Source organism: Pseudomonas sp. HD6422 (assembly GCF_025377065.1).
In the GTDB taxonomy this organism is placed as follows: Bacteria; Pseudomonadota; Gammaproteobacteria; order Pseudomonadales; family Pseudomonadaceae; genus Aquipseudomonas; species Aquipseudomonas putida_U.
The window spans coordinates 1-16,069 of the sequence record NZ_JAHWIW010000012.1 but is presented as its reverse complement, the minus strand read 5'-3'; the positions used below and the strand labels follow the sequence as shown (position 1 = coordinate 16,069).

The window sequence follows — 16,069 nt, the reverse complement described above, 5'->3', positions numbered from 1 at the left end:
GGGACGAGTTATGAAGAGTTTGCTTGAACGCCCTGATGACCAAGCCGGGCATGAAGGTCATAGCCATGAGCATGGCGGCATTTTTGGAATGAACACAGAGCTGATTTTCGCGCTGATCTGTGGTGCTCTCCTGGGTGCCGGAGCTCTCGCAGGAAAACTTGGCCTGATTGATCGTCTGCCTCTGATTCTGTACGTGTCGGCCTACGTGTTCGGTGGATGGTTCACCACTAAGGAAGCGGTTACCAACATCCGTCAGAAACGCTTCGAGATCGACTCGCTGATGCTTCTCGCCGCAGTCGGTGCCGCGAGCATCGGCGCCTGGGCGGAGGGGGCTCTGCTGCTGTTCCTGTTCAGTCTGGGGCATTCCCTTGAAAGCTACGCGATGGGGCGGGCCAAGAAAGCGATTGAGGCACTGTCCAAGCTCGCACCAGCCACCGCGATCGTACGCAGAGCAAATGGCACGGTGGAGATGCCCGTGGAGCTGCTGGTTCCCGGTGACGTTGTCATCGTGCGCCCCAATGACCGCCTGCCGGCCGATGGTTTTGTAGTCGTAGGCTCCTCAAGTATCAACCAGGCGCCAGTAACCGGTGAGAGCGTCCCCGTGGACAAGCAACCTGTTCCTGATGCCGAACTCGCACGCAGCAAGCCAGATGCAGTGGATGCAGCCTCGAAAGTCTTCGCCGGTACCATCAATGGCGAAACGCTCATCGAGGTTGAGGTAACCCGGCGCTCTACGGAGAGTACCTTGGCGCGGGTCATCAAGATGGTCAGTGAAGCCGAAGTCAGGAAGTCACCGACCCAGCGATTCACGGACCGCTTCCAACGCATATTCGTCCCGTTGGTTTTACTGCTGGTAGTCGGGCTGCTATTTGCCGGCATTTTCCTTGACGAGCCGTTCCGTGACTCGTTCTACCGGGCGATGGCCGTACTGGTTGCAGCCAGCCCCTGCGCGCTCGCGATCGCTACACCAAGCGCCATTCTCTCTGGCATCGCCAGGGCAGCCCGAGGTGGCGTGCTGATCAAGGGCGGTGCGCCACTTGAAGAGCTTGGATCATTGAATGCCATGGCATTCGACAAGACCGGTACCCTGACCGAAGGGCGCCCACGTATCACCGATGTAATACCCATAGGCGGCACGCAGATCGAGGATCTGCTAAACGTCGCCATCGCTGTGGAGTCGATGAGCGACCATCCGCTGGCTGCGGCAATTGTGCGTGACGGTGAAGAGATGATTGGCACACGGCGCCGATTCCAAGCCAAGAACATGAGCAACATGATTGGCCGCGGCGTGCGTGCTGAGCTTGATGGGCAGTTCGTCTGGATTGGCAAGGTCGAGATGTTCGGTACCAATGGTATTCCCGCACTCAGCAAGGCAGCCCTGGAGGCTGCGGAGCGTCTACGTCAGTCAGGCCGTACCACCATGGTGGTACGGCGTGCTGACAAGGATCTGGGCGCTATCGGGCTATTGGACACACCCCGGGAGGGGGCCAAAGAGGCACTCCAGAAGCTTAGAGAGATGGGCATCGAACGCATGGTCATGATTTCTGGAGACCACAACCGCGTTGCAGAGGCTGTAGCCAAACAAGTTGGCTTAGATGAAGCGTGGGGAGACCTGATGCCGGAAGACAAGGTCAAGGCCATCAAAAACCTGCGCCTTAGCGCCAAGGTGGCCATGGTGGGTGACGGCGTCAATGATGCCCCTGCCATGGCCAGTTCGAGCGTTGGTATCGCAATGGGGGCTGCTGGATCTGATGTTGCCCTGGAAACGGCTGATATCGCGCTTATGGCTGACGACATCAGGCAACTCCCATTTGCGGTGGGGCTGAGCCGTCACACGCGATCGATCATCCACCAGAATCTGTTCGTCAGCTTGGGGATTGTGGCCATCCTGGTTCCGTCCACCATCATGGGCTTGAGCATTGGTGCCGCTGTTGCGATCCATGAGGGCTCCACACTGTTGGTCGTCTTCAACGCCTTGCGCCTGTTGGCCTACCGCAGAAGCACCTGATCCCTGAGCTTCAATCATGAAGCTAAGCAGGGAAATGACCTGAAGTAGAAGTACGGGTCGTGCGCGATCAGCGCACGACCCGTACTTTTCTCTCACTCGTCGATCCCGATGCGCTTGAGGCTTTCAAGGGCCTTTCCGCACTCAGGTGAGCCATGCCGTAAGCCGCAGGCCAATGCAGCTTTGAGGCTCATGACACCGGCTACGAAACCGACTTGATTGCCGACTCCGTGTCCGTCCGCAAATCCCTGATCATACGCAATCTCGACAAGCGCATTGATCGCCGCCAGGGTGTCCTGTTTGTTTTTACTCTTTTGCATATCTACTCCGCGAGCATTCAGCTCATATCGCTCGGTTAGGTGGCGGCGCCTTCAGGTTTGGGGTGAGCGAATCCCGCTCCCATAGCCAATCCCTAACGGGGGGCTCAGCCCGCCACCGTAAGGAAAATCAGCTATTGAGAGCAGATGACTCGTTTTGGTCACCCGTGCTGCTCGCCTCACCGCATTGGCACTGAGTGGGTACATCCGGGTAGTCGCTGTGATTCTCAATGAACAGCGTTCGGCAGGTTTCGCACCCATAGATCCGGGGCAGGGATTTAAGGCCGCTCGGAAGCACGTCACTCAGAGGCTCGTTATGCCAAGGAGCCCCGTCAAGGATTCTTGAACGCAGGATGTTTCCCAGGCGCCAGGTGTCACTTTGTGCGCGCCAGGACCACATCGGCGCAGAAAGCGAATACTGGATGAAGGTCTCTTGTGACTGCCTGGATAGCGGGTACTTGGGGCGGGTCCAGCCGGAATCGATGATGCTGAACCCCATGCCCATTTCTGCGCTCGGGTGGGTCTTTTCACCAAAGAAACGGTCATGCGTCGCTGGAGCCGTCGCATGATGGTCAGTCGGTGGGAATACCCACAGATAACACTCATCCCGGTTGACCATGCTGATGAGCTCGCTTGGCCCCCGCATGGGGGAATTTGCAGCCAGGGCGAAGCGATCCTTCCACGACATTTTGGGAGGCGGCGCAATACCAGCAGCGATGGCCAACGTGGCAGTCTTGGGGACGAAGCGATCGCCTAGCTCGTTCAGATCCAGGTTCTTGCAGAGAGCCTTGAAGGCCTTTTTGCGAGTCTTCGAGCTGAAGGAGGGGTCAAGGAGCAGGCGAACCTGGTTCACGCCGATTCCCGCAGTTCGTAGCACCTCAATGACTTCTTCAGCCACACCGACTGCTTGAAGATCGGTCAATCCTAAGCACGTTTTCGCCCGCTCGACCGCCGCGTAGAGGTTGTACTGCCGTGTCTCGTTGTCACGACAGACCTGAATTGGCAGCTTGTCTTGGATGGCAACTTGCGGTGCAACGGAGCCGATGGCCGCGTGGAACAGCTGGTGGAGGTGCAGATGAGAGTACGGGCGGCCAGAAGCCGAGAACGAGGCGTGCAGCTGAGCAGCGAGAGGTTGAAGCAGCTTTTTTGCAGACATGACTATCCCCTAATGAGCGACGTTGGGGTAGCTGCGCTTGTAGGGCCGTTAGACGCGAAGCTGGACGTCGAATCAGGTTCAATCATGAATAGGAGTCAGGTTTGATTTGCTTGCACGGCCACCATGCAAAGCCCGACGCGGCAATCACATCAGATTCGCCGAGCTTTGGCAAGAGCGGTCATCGGTAAGCGAAAGCAGGTAGGAGGAGGGCGCTCCATGCTTGATCACCTCCAGAAACAGGAAAGCCGGAAGCACGTTGAGCGCTTCCGGCTTTCTCACGTCAGACTGATGAGAGGGATCAGAAGACGTATTGCAGGCGGGTCACGATGGCATTGCCGCTGTCGTCGCCCACGGTGTTCTCGTTGTTGTCGGTGCGCACGTTGATGTAGTTGGCACTGACTTTCACCGCCTCGTTGACGTACCAGTTCACACCCACCGTGTGGCTCTTGGCCTTGCGCTCGTTCGATTGGTCCGCCGCGGTGACCAGGTTGCCGTCTTCGACCTTGATATCGTCAAAGCGGTAGAAGACTTCCCAGGCCCCCAGTTCCTTGTTCTCTGGTTTGATAGTGTCGAACTTGGCACCATCGAGCTTGTAGATACGCGGCTCGCCGGTCAGGGTGTAAGCCATCTGGGCGTAGTAACCGGAGGCCTTCATGTCGTTGTTGGCCTGGTCAGCTTTCAGCTTGCGGCGAAGGTATTCCGCTTGAACCGAGAACGGGCCGGTGGCCCAGGCACCTTCGAGACCCCAGACCGAGTCGTCCTTCCACAGGCCATCTTGTGCAGCAGCACCGCCAAACAGCATGCGGTTGCCGTTGGTGCCGGCATCGCCGCCGCCATTGGTATCTACACCGCGGACGCCCAGACGCGAACGAATCCGGGTATCGACCGCACTGTTTTTGAGGTCGCGGTAAGCGTACTGAGCACCGACGTGCAGGACGTTGCCATCACTGTGCAGCGGTGCGAACACGCCACGTACGTTGTAGCGCTTGGTGCTGTCGCCATCCGAGTTGTTATTGGTTTCGCTGAAAACGCTACCGGAAACATAAGCCATGTCAGCGATGGTGCTGGTGGCTTGAACACCCATGCCGGCGTTGTCGTTGATCCAGTCCGCCAGGTCGTACGAGAGGTTCCGCTCCATGGCGGTGGTCCACTTCGAACTGGTGGCTTTCTCAAGACCGAAGTCGGTGTAGAAACGGCCAAAGCGCAGTTGCACCGGCTTGAAACCCGTGTAGGTCAGGCTGGCTTCGTCGAAGTAGCCGTCGGAGTCGTTGCCCGTGTTGCGGGAAAGGTCGTAGTTGAGCTGATACTTCCAGTCGCGGTACAGCACGCCACCGAGCTCAAGGTAGGCGCGACGGAAGTAGCCTGCGTCAGCGGTATCGCCATTCTTGGTGAAGACACCATCGAAACGGCCGTAGTCGGCCTGAACTCGGCCGCCCAGTTTGAAACTGAATTCCTTGTCAGAAGTCGATACTTCAAGACCGCCCTTGGTCTTCAGAACGATGTCAGCTCCGTCAGTGGTTACTGTTCCGGAGAATGCTTGCGAGGAAAATGTGCCTATTATTGCGGCAGCCAACAGCTTTTCCCGCATGTTCGAAGAACGGATCATTGCTTGCCTCTCGTATGTTAAGTGCTTAGCTACCGACGTTATATTTCGCCCTGCGCCGGCCTAAATTTATCTTGCAGATGGGAGCAGGCCACGGTTGTCACCCGCTGTAACAAGATGCCTTTGTTCTAAGCACTCTGACTAGGTTGCAAGCGAATATGACAGTTGTGTTTCTGTAGTGTTAACGGAGGAGTTTGAAACCTAACAAAACTGTTACCGAACAAGCCAGTCCTTCTTATCAAAGAAGCTCTTCTTGATCAATCTTCGAATTTCCAAAACCTGCGGATTGCGGACAAGCTTCGTTTTGATAACAAGATAGACATCTTTCTCCTCCAGGTCGTCCAGGAAACCCGGCACGGGTAGGATATTTCTCTCCAGTTTTCGGCTGTAGTCGGGCAGCACTCCAATACACGCACCGCCAACGACAAGGCCTCGTGATAGGTTGTAGCTCTTGACCCGAGTGGTACCGCCCTGATGCTCAGCCATTATCGATGCCCACTTTCGTGAGCCCGCCAAGATCTCTTCATCCCAAGGGACAACGAGCATGAAGTTGTGCAAATCCAAGCTCTCCACTGGAAGGGTGACGCTTCTTGAATAGCGGCTGGAAATGAACAGGGCGTGCCCAATCCGGCCAAGCCTTTCAAACCTATACGTAGGATGGCGATCAAGCGCGCCTTTATCATCTGGGCTCACCAAAGCGATACCCACATCGACTTCACACTCAGAAAGCATCTGCGTTGTGCATTCTGAATGGATTTCCAGCTGCATTTCGGCATGATCACGCACGTAGGCGACTAGATCGCGGTTTACGATGTCGTTCAGCACTGGCTCTGTGATCGCGATGGTAAGCCTGGGGACTTCCTTTTCACCGGACTTGCCAAGGCCGTCTGGGCCGAAGAGCTGGCACAGGTAATGGCTGACCCTCTCGCCTGTGCGGGTCAGGGCAAGCTTGTTGTGTTTGTAGACAAACACGGGAGCACCAATGTGCTCTTCCAGTTTCTCCAAGCGTTTCCGCAGGCCTACCACTGGCACATTGAGCCCTCGGGCAGCCTGTTTGAAACTGGCACAACGTGCTGTTGCGAAAAACTCTACGGCCAGCTGATCATCAATTGGCAAATCATCCAATATGTCAGGGCTGTAAGGAACAACGCTGCTTGTATATGTTTCATTTTGTGTAACCATTAGGTCCCCCTTAATTCGGGGAATCTATCTCAATGCCACCCGGTGTTTCCTTATCTTGTCAACATTGTAATCCACGGGTCATGCATGCGTTATCGGAAGGCTTTTATTTCGAAAGCGTAATTTTCAGGCAATCCCTCTGATATTGTAGCGTGCTAGCCTAGTGCGCCGACTTGTTACTTACCATATATAGATTCGGCTAATTACGCATTTACATTTAGTTCACTATTTTTTCACCTTTGCCTCCATAGGCTTTGGGCATGGAAAATCAAACCCCACCTCTTACTACCTTACTGATTCGTTATCTGGGGATCGGCTTCATAGCAACGGGAGTCCATTATGCGGTGTTCCTATTGCTGGTTACGACAGAATTCGTTACTCCGTTACTGGCCAGTATCTGTGGCGGCATGGTTGGCGCAATCGCGAGCTTCATTGGAAATAGGGCGCTCTGTTTTGTGGCAGATGGCTCTCGTAAGTTTCAGCCTGTCAGGTTTGCACTGGTCGCGTTAACCACAAACTTCGGCAATGGCGTGGGTATGTGGTTCCTCATCAAGTCGAATCTGTCACCGCTCATCTCCCAAGTCGTAGTGACCTTAAGCCTCACTGCACTTGGATTCATTGCACATCGTTTTTGGACATTCAATCATGCAGACATTACATCGCTTTCCCGAGCGCCCTGATCCCTTGTTAACCATCGTGGTCCCTTGCTTCCAGGAAGAGGAAACCATCCCCGAGTTCCACCAGCGAATCACCCGCGTGGTGAAGCGCTTACCCGTCTCCTGCGAAATCCTCTATGTCGACGACGGCAGTAATGACCGGACGGCCGACATTCTTCGCCACTATCAGGATGGGTCATCTGTACGTTGCCTGTCCCTGAGTCGCAACTTCGGCAAAGAGGCTGCACTGAGCGCCGGGATAGACCATGCCCGTGGCAGTGCGCTGATCTTCATTGATGTCGACCTGCAGGATCCACCAGAGCTCATCGCGGCCATGGTGGACTACTGGCAACGCGGCTACGACGTGGTGAACATGCAGCGCAACCTGAGAATCGGTGATTCGTGGTTCAAGCGCATGAGTGCCCGGGCTTACTACTGGGTCATGCAGCGCCTGGTGGAGAAGGTGGACATGCCGGCCGATGTCAGCGATTTCCGATTGATTGGGCCTGCGCCGCTGGCAGCCCTGCGGGCCCTGGATGAACGCTCCAGGATTCTCAAAGGCATGATCGGCTGGGTAGGCTTTCGTACCATCGAACTGCCCTACAATCGCACTGTTCGCCATGCCGGGAGCACCAAATGGAATGCAGCTGGCCTGTTCAATCTGGCCATCGAGAGCATCGTCAGCTTCTCTCGCAAACCACTGCGCATTTTCAGCCTCATCAGTTTCGGTCTTTTCGTCTCCAGCATCTGCTACATGCTTGCGTCGCTTGTGGCAGGCAGTTTCGACATCCATCACCTGATCGTCGGAATGGCTTCATTCATGTGCGTCGGTGTCGCCATGGTGGGGGAGTACCTGGGCGTGACACTCGCGGAAGTGAAGCGCCGGCCTCTCTATTTCCTGAAGCACAGCAACAAGGCAGATCCCGTGTCACTCCACCCTTCGATGGCTTCGATCGAGGGTAAGAAATGCTGAACCTGAAGAACGAGAGGACGCTGTGGTGGGTCCTGGGTTTGATTTTGCTATTGCGTTTGGTGGGGCTGGGCATCTACCCGCTGATGGACACATCTGAGGCCCGTTACGCTGAAATGGCTCGCAAGATGGTCGAGTTGAATGACTGGATCACGCCCATGTTCGACTACGGGGTACCGTTCTGGGGCAAGCCTCCGTTGTCCTTCTGGACCCAGGCCGCGAGCATGACGGTCTTCGGCGTTAACGAGTTCGCTGCGCGCTTCCCAGCGTGGCTACTCCACCTGGCAAGCTGTTTCATCATCATCAAACTCGGCACGCAGCAGATTTCTCGTAACGCCGGCATCTGGGCTGCCATTATTTTTTCCAGCACCACACTTGGCCTGGTCTCCAGCGGTGTTGTGCTGACTGACCCTGTTTTGTCGTTCTCGATTCTGCTGGCCAGCTACGGTTTCTGGCGTTGGATGAAGTGCGCCAGCAAGGCGGATGCCTACCTGATGTTCGCAGGTCTCGGGCTGGGCTTGCTTGCCAAAGGGCCGCTGACCCTGGTGCTTATGGGGGCGCCGGCATTCGCCTGGTTCGTTATCTACAAGGAATGGGGACGGGTACTGAGGCTTCCCTGGATTAGCGGCCTTGTACTCATGTTCGGTATATCCGTGCCATGGTATGTCGCGGCCGAGATGAAAACGCCCGGCTTCATGGAGTACTTCTTCGTTGGTGAGCACTGGAGCCGCTACGTCGTCAGTAACTGGGCAGGGGACCTCTATGGTAGTGCTCATGCCAAGCCGTACGGCAGCATCTGGATCCAGCTCGGATTGTCGCTACTGCCATGGGCCTTGTTTCTACCACTGTTGATCCGCAAGCGTGGATCGATGCAGCGCTTCAAAGCCTACCTCTGGCTGTGGGCCTTGGCGACACCGGTCTTCTTCACATTTGCAGGCAACATTCTGTGGACCTACCTGCTACCCGCGCTGCCAGCGTGGGCATTGCTGCTGTCTGCACGGGTCAGCGAAGTTGGCCCGAAGACCACCTGGGCTGCCGCTGCGAGCGCATTGGTGTTGCCAATCATCGGTGCGGGCATCATCTACGCCGGGGTACTAGAGGAGCGCCCTCAGAATCAGCGGGATGTGGTTCAAGCCTGGCTCAATGTGCAGTCTGCTCATTCCGCTCCCCTGATCTATCCTGGCCGCCGCTCATACTCGTCGGAGTTTTACAGCAGCGGGAAGTCCGAGAACATCAAGGATCCTGCCAAGTGGCCGCGGGATGGCTCGTTCTATCTGTCCAGGCGCTTGCGAGACAGCAAGGATGGTCTGCCCGCTGATCTAGCTTGCACATCGATCACCGAAGCGAACGCCAGCCAGCTCCTGCTGTGCCATTGGAAACGCCCCGCACAAGGTGCCGAGGGTCTGGCCGGAGAAAGCAATGCGGAAACGCCTCGCAAGAACGAAGGCTAAATTCCAAGCACAAAAAAGCCAGGTTTTACCCTGGCTTTTTTGTCGATTTCTTTCGTCATTTGAAGTCCTATTTAACCGCCGATTAATTGTCGGCTTGTTCCTTACCATCCTTGCTTTCTTTCTTTTGCTCTTGAGCGACTTGTTGTTTGTTCTGGTCCGAAGAGTCATCGCTCCATAGGCGAGCCTGTTCGGTTCGGAAGTTCTCGTTGAACTGTTTCGTTCGCTCGAAGCCGCCTTCAGCGTAAGCGGTACCCATGAGACCCAGCAGCAGGCTGCCAATAGCGATAGATTTGACAAATTTCATTGTGAACCTCGGTTCATACTAGGCCAACCTGATTAGCGGCCTTTGTTGGTTTGTAGTTTAGGAACGCGAAGCTAACGACAAGGTGAGTCAATAATTACAATTCCGTAATTTTGGCTGCAGATAGGATGCGTTAAATCTTCAAATCTGGAAGGATCATGTCTATCTCGGCACTGTCGAGGGCGACTTCGAATTTTCTCTTAAATTACAATTTTGATATCTAGCGCGTTAATTCAGCGCGGCGTTGTTGGCCGCCCTAGGAGATAGCCATGAATGACATAGAGCCCTGGGCAGTTGCTATCGGTGACTTTCGCCGCTGCACTGAAAAACTCACTGTCCAGCTCGATGAGCTGACCTCGCAGACGCGCACCTCCAGCGCTGTTCTGGAGAGGTCGAACGAACTGGTGGAGCAGGTGGACGCTGTCGGCCGGCAGATTCAGGAGGAGGTGCGAAAGGCGGAGAAGGCTTGGTCGAACGCGGAGGAGGTTGCCTTGCGCGCCGCTGCATCAGCGTATTCAGCTGCATGCCGCGGAGTCGACACCGCCATCCAGCCACTGATCTCGGAGCTTACAGCAGCGACAAAGGCGGCGGACGCCTCTATCCAGGAGCTCAAGCGGGCACCGGTGCTGGCCAAGCGTTATGTGATGGTGGTCGCCACGGCGTTCTTCATTCTGGCGCTGATCTGTGTCTACTCGACCATGCGCCTGATCGATGCCGCCGGCAGCGTAAGTGCTCAAGAGAAAGTGAATGCTCAGTACTTCTCACACCTGTGGAAAAACGCCAATCCTGACGAACAGAAGATTATTAAGTCGGTGATTCTGCGGTCGCCCATGGACCCTGTGGTCCTTCGGCACTGATGCATTGAGGCAAACAAAAGGCCCGTCGATTGACGGGCCTAATCGTGTCTGCGCAATTTAAGCGGCGGTCATTGCCGGCTGCATTTGCTGGGCTTCCGGAAAGTGAAGGTGGAACCAGGTGAAGTTTTCTTCGGTCACCTCCACGCTCGCCGATCCCTGGTGCAGACTCATGATCGACTGCACAATGGCCAAGCCAAGACCGGTACCGCCTTCGCTCCGTGCTCGGCTCTTGTCCACACGGTAGAACCGCTCAAACAAGTGCGCGTGGTGTTCCTTGGCAATACCACGGCCGGGGTTGCCGACACTCAACGTCGTACCGCTCGCACTATGCTGCACCTTAACGTAGACCGTGCGGCCGCGAGGGCAGTAACGGATCGCGTTCGAGACCAGATTCGAGACGGCACGTTGAACCATCAGGCGATTCCCGCGCACCACGTCATCACTGCCGGAGATCTGCAGCTGAATCTCGCCTTCTTCTGCTGAAATGCTGAAGAGCTCGCACACTCGCTGAACCTCGTCGACCAAGGAGACGGATTCGAACTCCACCATTGATGCTGGATGACTGACCTGGGCCAAGAACAGCATGTCGGAAACCATGCGGCTCATGCGGTCCAGCTCTTCTGTGCACGACTCCAGAACCTCCCGGTACTCGGAAAGCGATCGTTCTCTGGTCAAGGCAACCTGGGCCTTGCCCATCAGGTTGGAAAGCGGTGCTCGAAGTTCGTGAGCAAGGTCGTCAGAAAACTGCGAGAGCTGCTGAACCCCATCATCCAGGCGAGCCAGCATGATGTTGATGCCGTCGGCGAGCATTTTGAGTTCTGCCGGCATCCCATCAGTTGGAAGGCGATGGTCGAGGCTCTCGGTTGAGATTTTCGAGGCGATCTTGAGGAACTTGGTCAGTGGTAGCAGGCCTCTGCGCACAGTCCACCAGCCAATGGCCAAGATCAGTGCGAGGATGACGGGGGACATCATCAAGGCCCAGGTCAGCAACGCATCGAGCAGCGCCTCACTGGATGACTGGTCCATGGTCATATAGACGCTGACCTCTGTTCCATCGCCCAAACGCATGATTCGAGAAGCACTCAGCAGAGGACGGTCCTGCGTATCACGCCATTCGTGCTCTTTGGGCTGGGCCGCCGGCTGAAACTTGTGCACCTCCAGATTGACCTGTTTCGAGCCAATCGAGAGCAGGGGAGTCTGATTCTGTGAGGTATCGAATATGCTCACATACAGGTTGTTGTGGCCCATGACCAAATCGACAAGCTGATGCGCATCCGCGTTGACGCCGGAGATGTCCGGGATGGTGGACAGGTTGTGAGCCATCCCCGCCATCTTTACTTCCAGGTCTGCTCTGGCATTTCTTTCCAGAGCCTTGCCTACCATCAGATAGCCAAAGGTGGCGAACAGAAGCAGCAACGCTGCGCTCATCAACCCAACTTTTAACCCCAGCTTTGCAGCCAGGCTGAATGGCCTCATGCGCGTTCCTCAAAAACGTACCCAACGCCACGAAGCGTGTGAATGAGCTTGGTTTCAAACGGGTCATCGATCTTCGAGCGCAAGCGCCGGATGGCTACATCGATGACATTGGTGTCGCAATCGAAATTCATATCCCAGACCAACGAGATGATCTGAGAGCGAGTCAGCGCTTCGCCCGTTCGGCTCATGAGCAGGTGCAGAAGCGCAAATTCCTTGGTGGTGAGATCGATGCGTGTGCCACCGCGGAAGACGCGATGGCGGACGGAGTCGAGTTCCAGATCGGCAATTTTCAGCGAGCTCTTCTCGACTAACTCATCACCACGGCGTTGCAGCGAACGGATGCGAGCAAGCAGCTCAGGGAATTCGAATGGCTTCACAAGGTAGTCATCCGCGCCGCCGTCCAAGCCCTTGAGCTTGTCATTGATGCGTCCGCGGGCGGTCAGCATGATGATGCGGACCCGGCTGGTCTTACGGATGGTTTCCAGCAGGTCCCAGCCGTCGATACCCGGGAGGTTCACGTCCAGGAGGACCAACGAATAGACATTAGTGTTGAACAAGTGCAGAGCATCTACACCGTTGTGCACGATATCTACGACATACCCGCTTTCGGATAGGCCCTGCTGAAGATATTCGGCAGTTTTAATTTCGTCTTCCACAACTAGAACGCGCATAACTTATCTCAAGGTGTGAGGAAGGAGTTGGCCTAATCCGCCAAGATTATGGTTGCAGGCTGTTCGAAAGTTTGGCTGAGGGTATGGCATGTGGTAGTCGCTACCTCTGTCCATACGCCGGGTCACCTGAGGACGCTTGAATCTTAACGCGAAGAAGCTGGCCGCGGCGAAATCCTACAAATTTGTAATGTAGCCGCAAGATTTCTGACAGTCATGCAGGCTCCACCCCTAAGCATAGCGGATTCTGGGGCCTGCGGCGGTGTATGACAGATTCGCCTGGCAGGTGGAATCGGCCAGGACAGGCAGCATTTCGGTCGTTAGCTTGCAAGGACTGGTACTGGCCTTGGATCGAGGGCGCCACGCAGGCAGACCCCATGCACGGCCGCAAACCGCAGCGCCTTTCTGCAAATTAGTTCACGTGGCGGCTCGATATTCTCTCGAATAATTATCTTACAATCTATTACATGTCCAAATTGTAATTGCCCGATCATCTTGGTGTTAGCCTCCTTTGCTAGTTTAAGGGCAGCGGAAGAGGCATCGCTGCTTTGGAAATTGTCTCATTTCAAAGCAGCTTGGCAAGAGCACCGAGCAGTTGTTCGCGCCAGTGCATTCACCTGTAAACCATACGCTCCTTTGGTAGGTGAATTTTAGCGCCCCCCTACGGGCGCTTTTTTATTAAGGGACTTCTTATGAACACTACTGTATCAGCGATCGCCGTGTTTTTGCTCTTTACATCACTAACAGCCAATGCCCAAAGCGGTATGGAGATCAATAAACGCATCGAGCGTACTGCTAGAGAGGCTACAGCGGATTATGCTCAACGCGTAAAAAAGCCCATGCCTCAACTAGAAGACTACGCCTATGGCATGGACCTGGACGTTGGTAAGTTGGTGTATGTATCACCCAGTGTGCGGTACTGCGGTAATGTAAGAAGCATGATGACCTACGAAGACTCGAAAGGCGAACTGCACATGGTTCGCTACCTGGTGAAGGGCGAGTGTGTTAATAGCCGTTAAGACTCATCAAGATGATCCCTGCGGCCACCGGATCATAGAAGCTCAATGCCGAACCGGCGCAGCAGTATGGCGAAGCCTCCGAAGCTGGCCATTGTGATGAGGATGCTGCTGATCAGTGTCGGCCAAAAGCCGAGCTTAGGTAGCAGCAATGGAAAAGCAATAAACATCGGTAGGGTCGGAAGCACGTACCAGAACGTGTACCAAGCATGGTTGGAGATCTTCTCCATGCTCTGGTTCTCTAAATAGAGCCAGACCAACGTCACGACCGTGACCAAGGGTAGGGCGGCGACCAAGCCGCCCAGCTTGTCGCTGCGTTTCGCCAGCTCTGACACGAGAATCACTATACCGGCAGTGAGTAGGTACTTCGTGATGATCCAGGCCATCGCTGAGCCTTCTGGAGGTTGTTGACGAGGGCAGGCGAAGCCATTCACCAACCCCCTTGAAGCGCTCCTGCCGTTTACGGCATCCCTCACCGCATTTTTTTTGCAACATCACCCTCAGCCAGGAGGGTGATGTGTTTGCATGGTGTTTACCGATCGGTCAGTGCGAGGGTGAGGGAACGCTCTCGTGGAAAGCTGCCCGCTCGATCTGGATGGTGCAGTGATGGATTTCGAATGCATCGCTGACAGCATCCACGACGGCCGCCAACACAGCATCCCCATCTGCAGAATCCCGAACCACTACGTGCGACGTCATCACGTTACTGCCACTGCTGACAGCCCACACGTGCAAGTCATGAACGTCCGTCACGCCATCTACTCCGAGGATGGTGGCCTCGATTGCCGTAACGTCGAGCCCCCTCGGGACACCCTCCATGAGGATCCCCAGGCTTTCGCGAAGCAACTGCCACGTCCGCGGCAGAACCCAAAGGCCGATCGCCACAGCGACAATCGTGTCGACCCAGGTCCAGCCGGTGAAGCGGATGATAAGTGCCGCGATGATTACGCCAAGCGAGCCGAGCATGTCGCTCCAAACTTCGAGGTAGGCTCCTTTGACGTTGAGGCTTTCGTTGCTCGCAGATGCCAGAAGGCGCATCGAAATTAGGTTGATGATCAGGCCGGCGATTGCGATCCACATCATCGCTCCGGTAGCGATCTCCGCCGGCATGAAGAAGCGCTGGTAGGCCTCATACAAGATGTACATCGCCACCAGGAAGAGCAGCACGGCGTTGAACGTCGAAGCCAGAATTTCCAGGCGCGCATAGCCGAAGGTTCTTTTCTGATCCGCCGGCCGCTTGGCTATCTGAAGTGCAATCAGTGAGATCGCCAAGGCGGCAGTATCTGTGAACATGTGAGATGCGTCCGACAGCAGCGCCAGGCTGCCGGTAATCCACGCACCGATCACTTCTGCAATCATGAAGCTGCCAGTCAAGCCGAGCGCCATGATTAGCTTCTTCTGATGCCCCTCGCGTACTGCAGCGCTGCCATGGTCATGATTTGAACCCACGTATTTCTCCTTGCGCAGGGTTGTGGTCTCGTTGGCCTTCCTGTCTACCTAGCCTTAGAGCGTCGCTTGGCCACAGTGACTGCAAAATCTTGCTCCTGCACTCAGCAGCGAGCCGCAGGCGGTGCAACCACTCGATAGCGGTGTTCCGCAGTTTAGACAAAAGCGTGCTGACGGATCGTTGGCCGTCCGGCACTGCCTGCAGCCCTGCAGATCTTTGATGGGGGCAGGAGTGGGAGGGCGCCCGCCGTCATACACCTGATTACCGCCGTCGCAGCCCTGCTGCCGGCCATGGCGATCATATTGCTCGGCCCCATGTCCCCCGCTGTGGTGCTTGCCTCCACCGTGGTTTCCACGGCCATGGTGCCCGCCCAGGATGTTTTTGAAAAAGCTCATGGTATTCGCCCCTCATTGATGGGTGACATATTAACGAGCAAAAGTTGAAAATAATATTCTGCTCGCGAGAAAGACTTGTAAGTTGAATTGAAAGTTCAAAATTAGCCTACGACAAAACGAAACCGTTTTGTTTGTGAAATTAAATTTATCTAGCTGAGCGGAGCATTGCTTTTGGTGGGTAGTATCCCCCTAATTTTGATCATAGCGTGATCAATGACAATCAAAACAGCAGTAATTGGATTTCTGTCAGCATTGTAATCCCGAGGTCATCGTGTCGTTATCAGGTCCCGGAAATAATGCGCTCAGCGAGATTCATTTCTCTTTTTATCCCTATGCCTCACACATACTAAGCGTCCCCAACGCCTAGGGGCCTAAGGCCTCTGACGCTCCGCACATTGCGCAATCGCTCAGCATCTGTCGACGGTTTGCCTTGTAGCTCCCGCTAACTCCATAGCTACCGCCATGGATAAGCAGCTTCCAGAGTTTGATAATGACTGAATCGCCCCTAGTTTCGTAGACACCTCCAAGCCTCATAATGAGGCCCAAATAGGAGGTGCCATGAGTCGTCAGCG

Annotated in this window: 16 protein-coding genes; 6 read left to right on the top strand and 10 right to left on the bottom strand. The window is 55.3% G+C overall.

Annotation, left to right across the window (positions count from 1 at the left end):
• Positions 1 to 10 precede the first annotated feature (10 nt).
• Positions 11 to 2,008, top strand: coding sequence for a heavy metal translocating P-type ATPase (locus tag KY379_RS10730; protein ID WP_010951452.1), 1,998 nt, complete (start codon positions 11 to 13; stop codon positions 2,006 to 2,008).
• A gap of 92 nt (positions 2,009 to 2,100) precedes the next feature.
• On the opposite strand, the gene KY379_RS10725 is transcribed toward KY379_RS10730, so the two are convergent.
• The 4 genes from KY379_RS10725 to KY379_RS10710 form a co-directional block, all read right to left on the bottom strand.
• Entirely contained in the window at positions 2,101 to 2,325 is a 225-nt protein-coding gene (locus tag KY379_RS10725; protein WP_010951451.1) for a hypothetical protein, read from the bottom strand.
• A gap of 127 nt (positions 2,326 to 2,452) precedes the next feature.
• Positions 2,453 to 3,478, bottom strand: a complete 1,026-nt coding sequence (locus KY379_RS10720; protein ID WP_011953109.1) for a hypothetical protein — start codon at positions 3,476 to 3,478, stop codon at positions 2,453 to 2,455.
• A gap of 298 nt (positions 3,479 to 3,776) precedes the next feature.
• Positions 3,777 to 5,084, bottom strand: coding sequence for an OprO/OprP family phosphate-selective porin (locus KY379_RS10715; protein WP_009395904.1), 1,308 nt, complete (start codon positions 5,082 to 5,084; stop codon positions 3,777 to 3,779).
• A 210-nt stretch (positions 5,085 to 5,294) separates the two neighbouring features.
• Positions 5,295 to 6,263 (bottom strand): LysR family transcriptional regulator, encoded by a 969-nt coding sequence (locus KY379_RS10710; RefSeq protein ID WP_011953108.1) that lies wholly within the window; start codon positions 6,261 to 6,263, stop codon positions 5,295 to 5,297.
• Positions 6,264 to 6,520: 257 nt separating this feature from the next.
• Here KY379_RS10710 and KY379_RS10705 point away from each other — a divergent pair, with 257 nt between their 5' ends.
• Genes KY379_RS10705 through KY379_RS10695 form a run of 3 tightly spaced genes read left to right on the top strand, consistent with a single transcriptional unit; the run spans position 6,521 to position 9,337 of the window.
• Positions 6,521 to 6,940, top strand: coding sequence for a GtrA family protein (locus KY379_RS10705; RefSeq protein ID WP_010951446.1), 420 nt, complete (start codon positions 6,521 to 6,523; stop codon positions 6,938 to 6,940).
• The gene (locus KY379_RS10700) at positions 6,906 to 7,889 is read left to right on the top strand and encodes a glycosyltransferase family 2 protein (RefSeq protein WP_010951445.1); all 984 of its coding nucleotides are present in this window, start codon (positions 6,906 to 6,908) and stop codon (positions 7,887 to 7,889) included. Before KY379_RS10705 ends, KY379_RS10700 begins: the two co-directional genes overlap by 35 nt.
• A complete protein-coding gene (locus KY379_RS10695; protein ID WP_261239779.1) occupies positions 7,883 to 9,337 on the top strand; it encodes an ArnT family glycosyltransferase in 1,455 nt (484 codons plus the stop codon). The genes KY379_RS10700 and KY379_RS10695 overlap by 7 nt, the downstream gene beginning before the upstream one ends.
• A gap of 82 nt (positions 9,338 to 9,419) precedes the next feature.
• Here the strand turns inward: KY379_RS10695 and KY379_RS10690 are convergent, their stop codons facing one another.
• Entirely contained in the window at positions 9,420 to 9,641 is a 222-nt protein-coding gene (locus KY379_RS10690) for a hypothetical protein (protein ID WP_010951443.1), read from the bottom strand.
• A gap of 266 nt (positions 9,642 to 9,907) precedes the next feature.
• On the opposite strand from KY379_RS10690, the gene KY379_RS10685 reads away from it, so the two are divergent.
• Positions 9,908 to 10,495: a hypothetical protein gene (locus KY379_RS10685; protein WP_010951442.1), complete on the top strand. Its 588-nt coding sequence runs from the start codon at positions 9,908 to 9,910 to the stop codon at positions 10,493 to 10,495.
• A gap of 57 nt (positions 10,496 to 10,552) precedes the next feature.
• On the opposite strand, the gene KY379_RS10680 is transcribed toward KY379_RS10685, so the two are convergent.
• Together KY379_RS10680 and KY379_RS10675 are read right to left on the bottom strand one after the other, a co-directional pair.
• Positions 10,553 to 11,971 (bottom strand): heavy metal sensor histidine kinase, encoded by a 1,419-nt coding sequence (locus KY379_RS10680; RefSeq protein ID WP_011953107.1) that lies wholly within the window; start codon positions 11,969 to 11,971, stop codon positions 10,553 to 10,555.
• Entirely contained in the window at positions 11,968 to 12,642 is a 675-nt protein-coding gene (locus KY379_RS10675) for a heavy metal response regulator transcription factor (RefSeq protein WP_003253457.1), read from the bottom strand. Before KY379_RS10675 ends, KY379_RS10680 begins: the two co-directional genes overlap by 4 nt.
• A gap of 689 nt (positions 12,643 to 13,331) precedes the next feature.
• Between KY379_RS10675 and KY379_RS10670 the strand changes: the two genes are divergently transcribed.
• On the top strand, positions 13,332 to 13,658 hold the full coding sequence (locus KY379_RS10670) for a DUF2790 domain-containing protein (protein ID WP_011953106.1): 327 nt from the start codon (positions 13,332 to 13,334) through the stop codon (positions 13,656 to 13,658).
• A 32-nt stretch (positions 13,659 to 13,690) separates the two neighbouring features.
• On the opposite strand, the gene KY379_RS10665 is transcribed toward KY379_RS10670, so the two are convergent.
• The 3 genes from KY379_RS10665 to KY379_RS10655 all read right to left on the bottom strand — a co-directional run bounded on the left by KY379_RS10665 (position 13,691) and on the right by KY379_RS10655 (position 15,497).
• Positions 13,691 to 14,041, bottom strand: coding sequence for a DUF3147 family protein (locus KY379_RS10665; protein WP_011953105.1), 351 nt, complete (start codon positions 14,039 to 14,041; stop codon positions 13,691 to 13,693).
• A 157-nt stretch (positions 14,042 to 14,198) separates the two neighbouring features.
• Positions 14,199 to 15,104, bottom strand: coding sequence for a cation diffusion facilitator family transporter (locus tag KY379_RS10660; protein WP_010951438.1), 906 nt, complete (start codon positions 15,102 to 15,104; stop codon positions 14,199 to 14,201).
• Positions 15,105 to 15,158: 54 nt separating this feature from the next.
• The gene (locus KY379_RS10655; protein WP_071890582.1) at positions 15,159 to 15,497 is read right to left on the bottom strand and encodes a zinc ribbon domain-containing protein; all 339 of its coding nucleotides are present in this window, start codon (positions 15,495 to 15,497) and stop codon (positions 15,159 to 15,161) included.
• Positions 15,498 to 16,069: the final 572 nt, after the last annotated feature.

Bases quoted from the DNA above. Each gene is read 5' to 3' on its own strand.
- KY379_RS10700 (WP_010951445.1), top strand. From the start codon at position 6,906: ATGCAGACATTACATCGCTTTCCCGAGCGCCCTGATCCCTTGTTAACC.
- KY379_RS10730 (WP_010951452.1), top strand. From the start codon at position 11: ATGAAGAGTTTGCTTGAACGCCCTGATGACCAAGCCGGGCATGAAGGT.
- KY379_RS10670 (WP_011953106.1), top strand. From the start codon at position 13,332: ATGAACACTACTGTATCAGCGATCGCCGTGTTTTTGCTCTTTACATCA.
- KY379_RS10705 (WP_010951446.1), top strand. From the start codon at position 6,521: ATGGAAAATCAAACCCCACCTCTTACTACCTTACTGATTCGTTATCTG.
- KY379_RS10725 (WP_010951451.1), bottom strand. From the start codon at position 2,325: ATGCAAAAGAGTAAAAACAAACAGGACACCCTGGCGGCGATCAATGCG.
- KY379_RS10680 (WP_011953107.1), bottom strand. From the start codon at position 11,971: ATGAGGCCATTCAGCCTGGCTGCAAAGCTGGGGTTAAAAGTTGGGTTG.
- KY379_RS10690 (WP_010951443.1), bottom strand. From the start codon at position 9,641: ATGAAATTTGTCAAATCTATCGCTATTGGCAGCCTGCTGCTGGGTCTC.
- KY379_RS10720 (WP_011953109.1), bottom strand. From the start codon at position 3,478: ATGTCTGCAAAAAAGCTGCTTCAACCTCTCGCTGCTCAGCTGCACGCC.
- KY379_RS10665 (WP_011953105.1), bottom strand. From the start codon at position 14,041: ATGGCCTGGATCATCACGAAGTACCTACTCACTGCCGGTATAGTGATT.
- KY379_RS10655 (WP_071890582.1), bottom strand. From the start codon at position 15,497: ATGAGCTTTTTCAAAAACATCCTGGGCGGGCACCATGGCCGTGGAAAC.
- KY379_RS10675 (WP_003253457.1), bottom strand. From the start codon at position 12,642: ATGCGCGTTCTAGTTGTGGAAGACGAAATTAAAACTGCCGAATATCTT.
- KY379_RS10710 (WP_011953108.1), bottom strand. From the start codon at position 6,263: ATGGTTACACAAAATGAAACATATACAAGCAGCGTTGTTCCTTACAGC.
- KY379_RS10715 (WP_009395904.1), bottom strand. From the start codon at position 5,084: ATGATCCGTTCTTCGAACATGCGGGAAAAGCTGTTGGCTGCCGCAATA.
- KY379_RS10685 (WP_010951442.1), top strand. From the start codon at position 9,908: ATGAATGACATAGAGCCCTGGGCAGTTGCTATCGGTGACTTTCGCCGC.
- KY379_RS10695 (WP_261239779.1), top strand. From the start codon at position 7,883: ATGCTGAACCTGAAGAACGAGAGGACGCTGTGGTGGGTCCTGGGTTTG.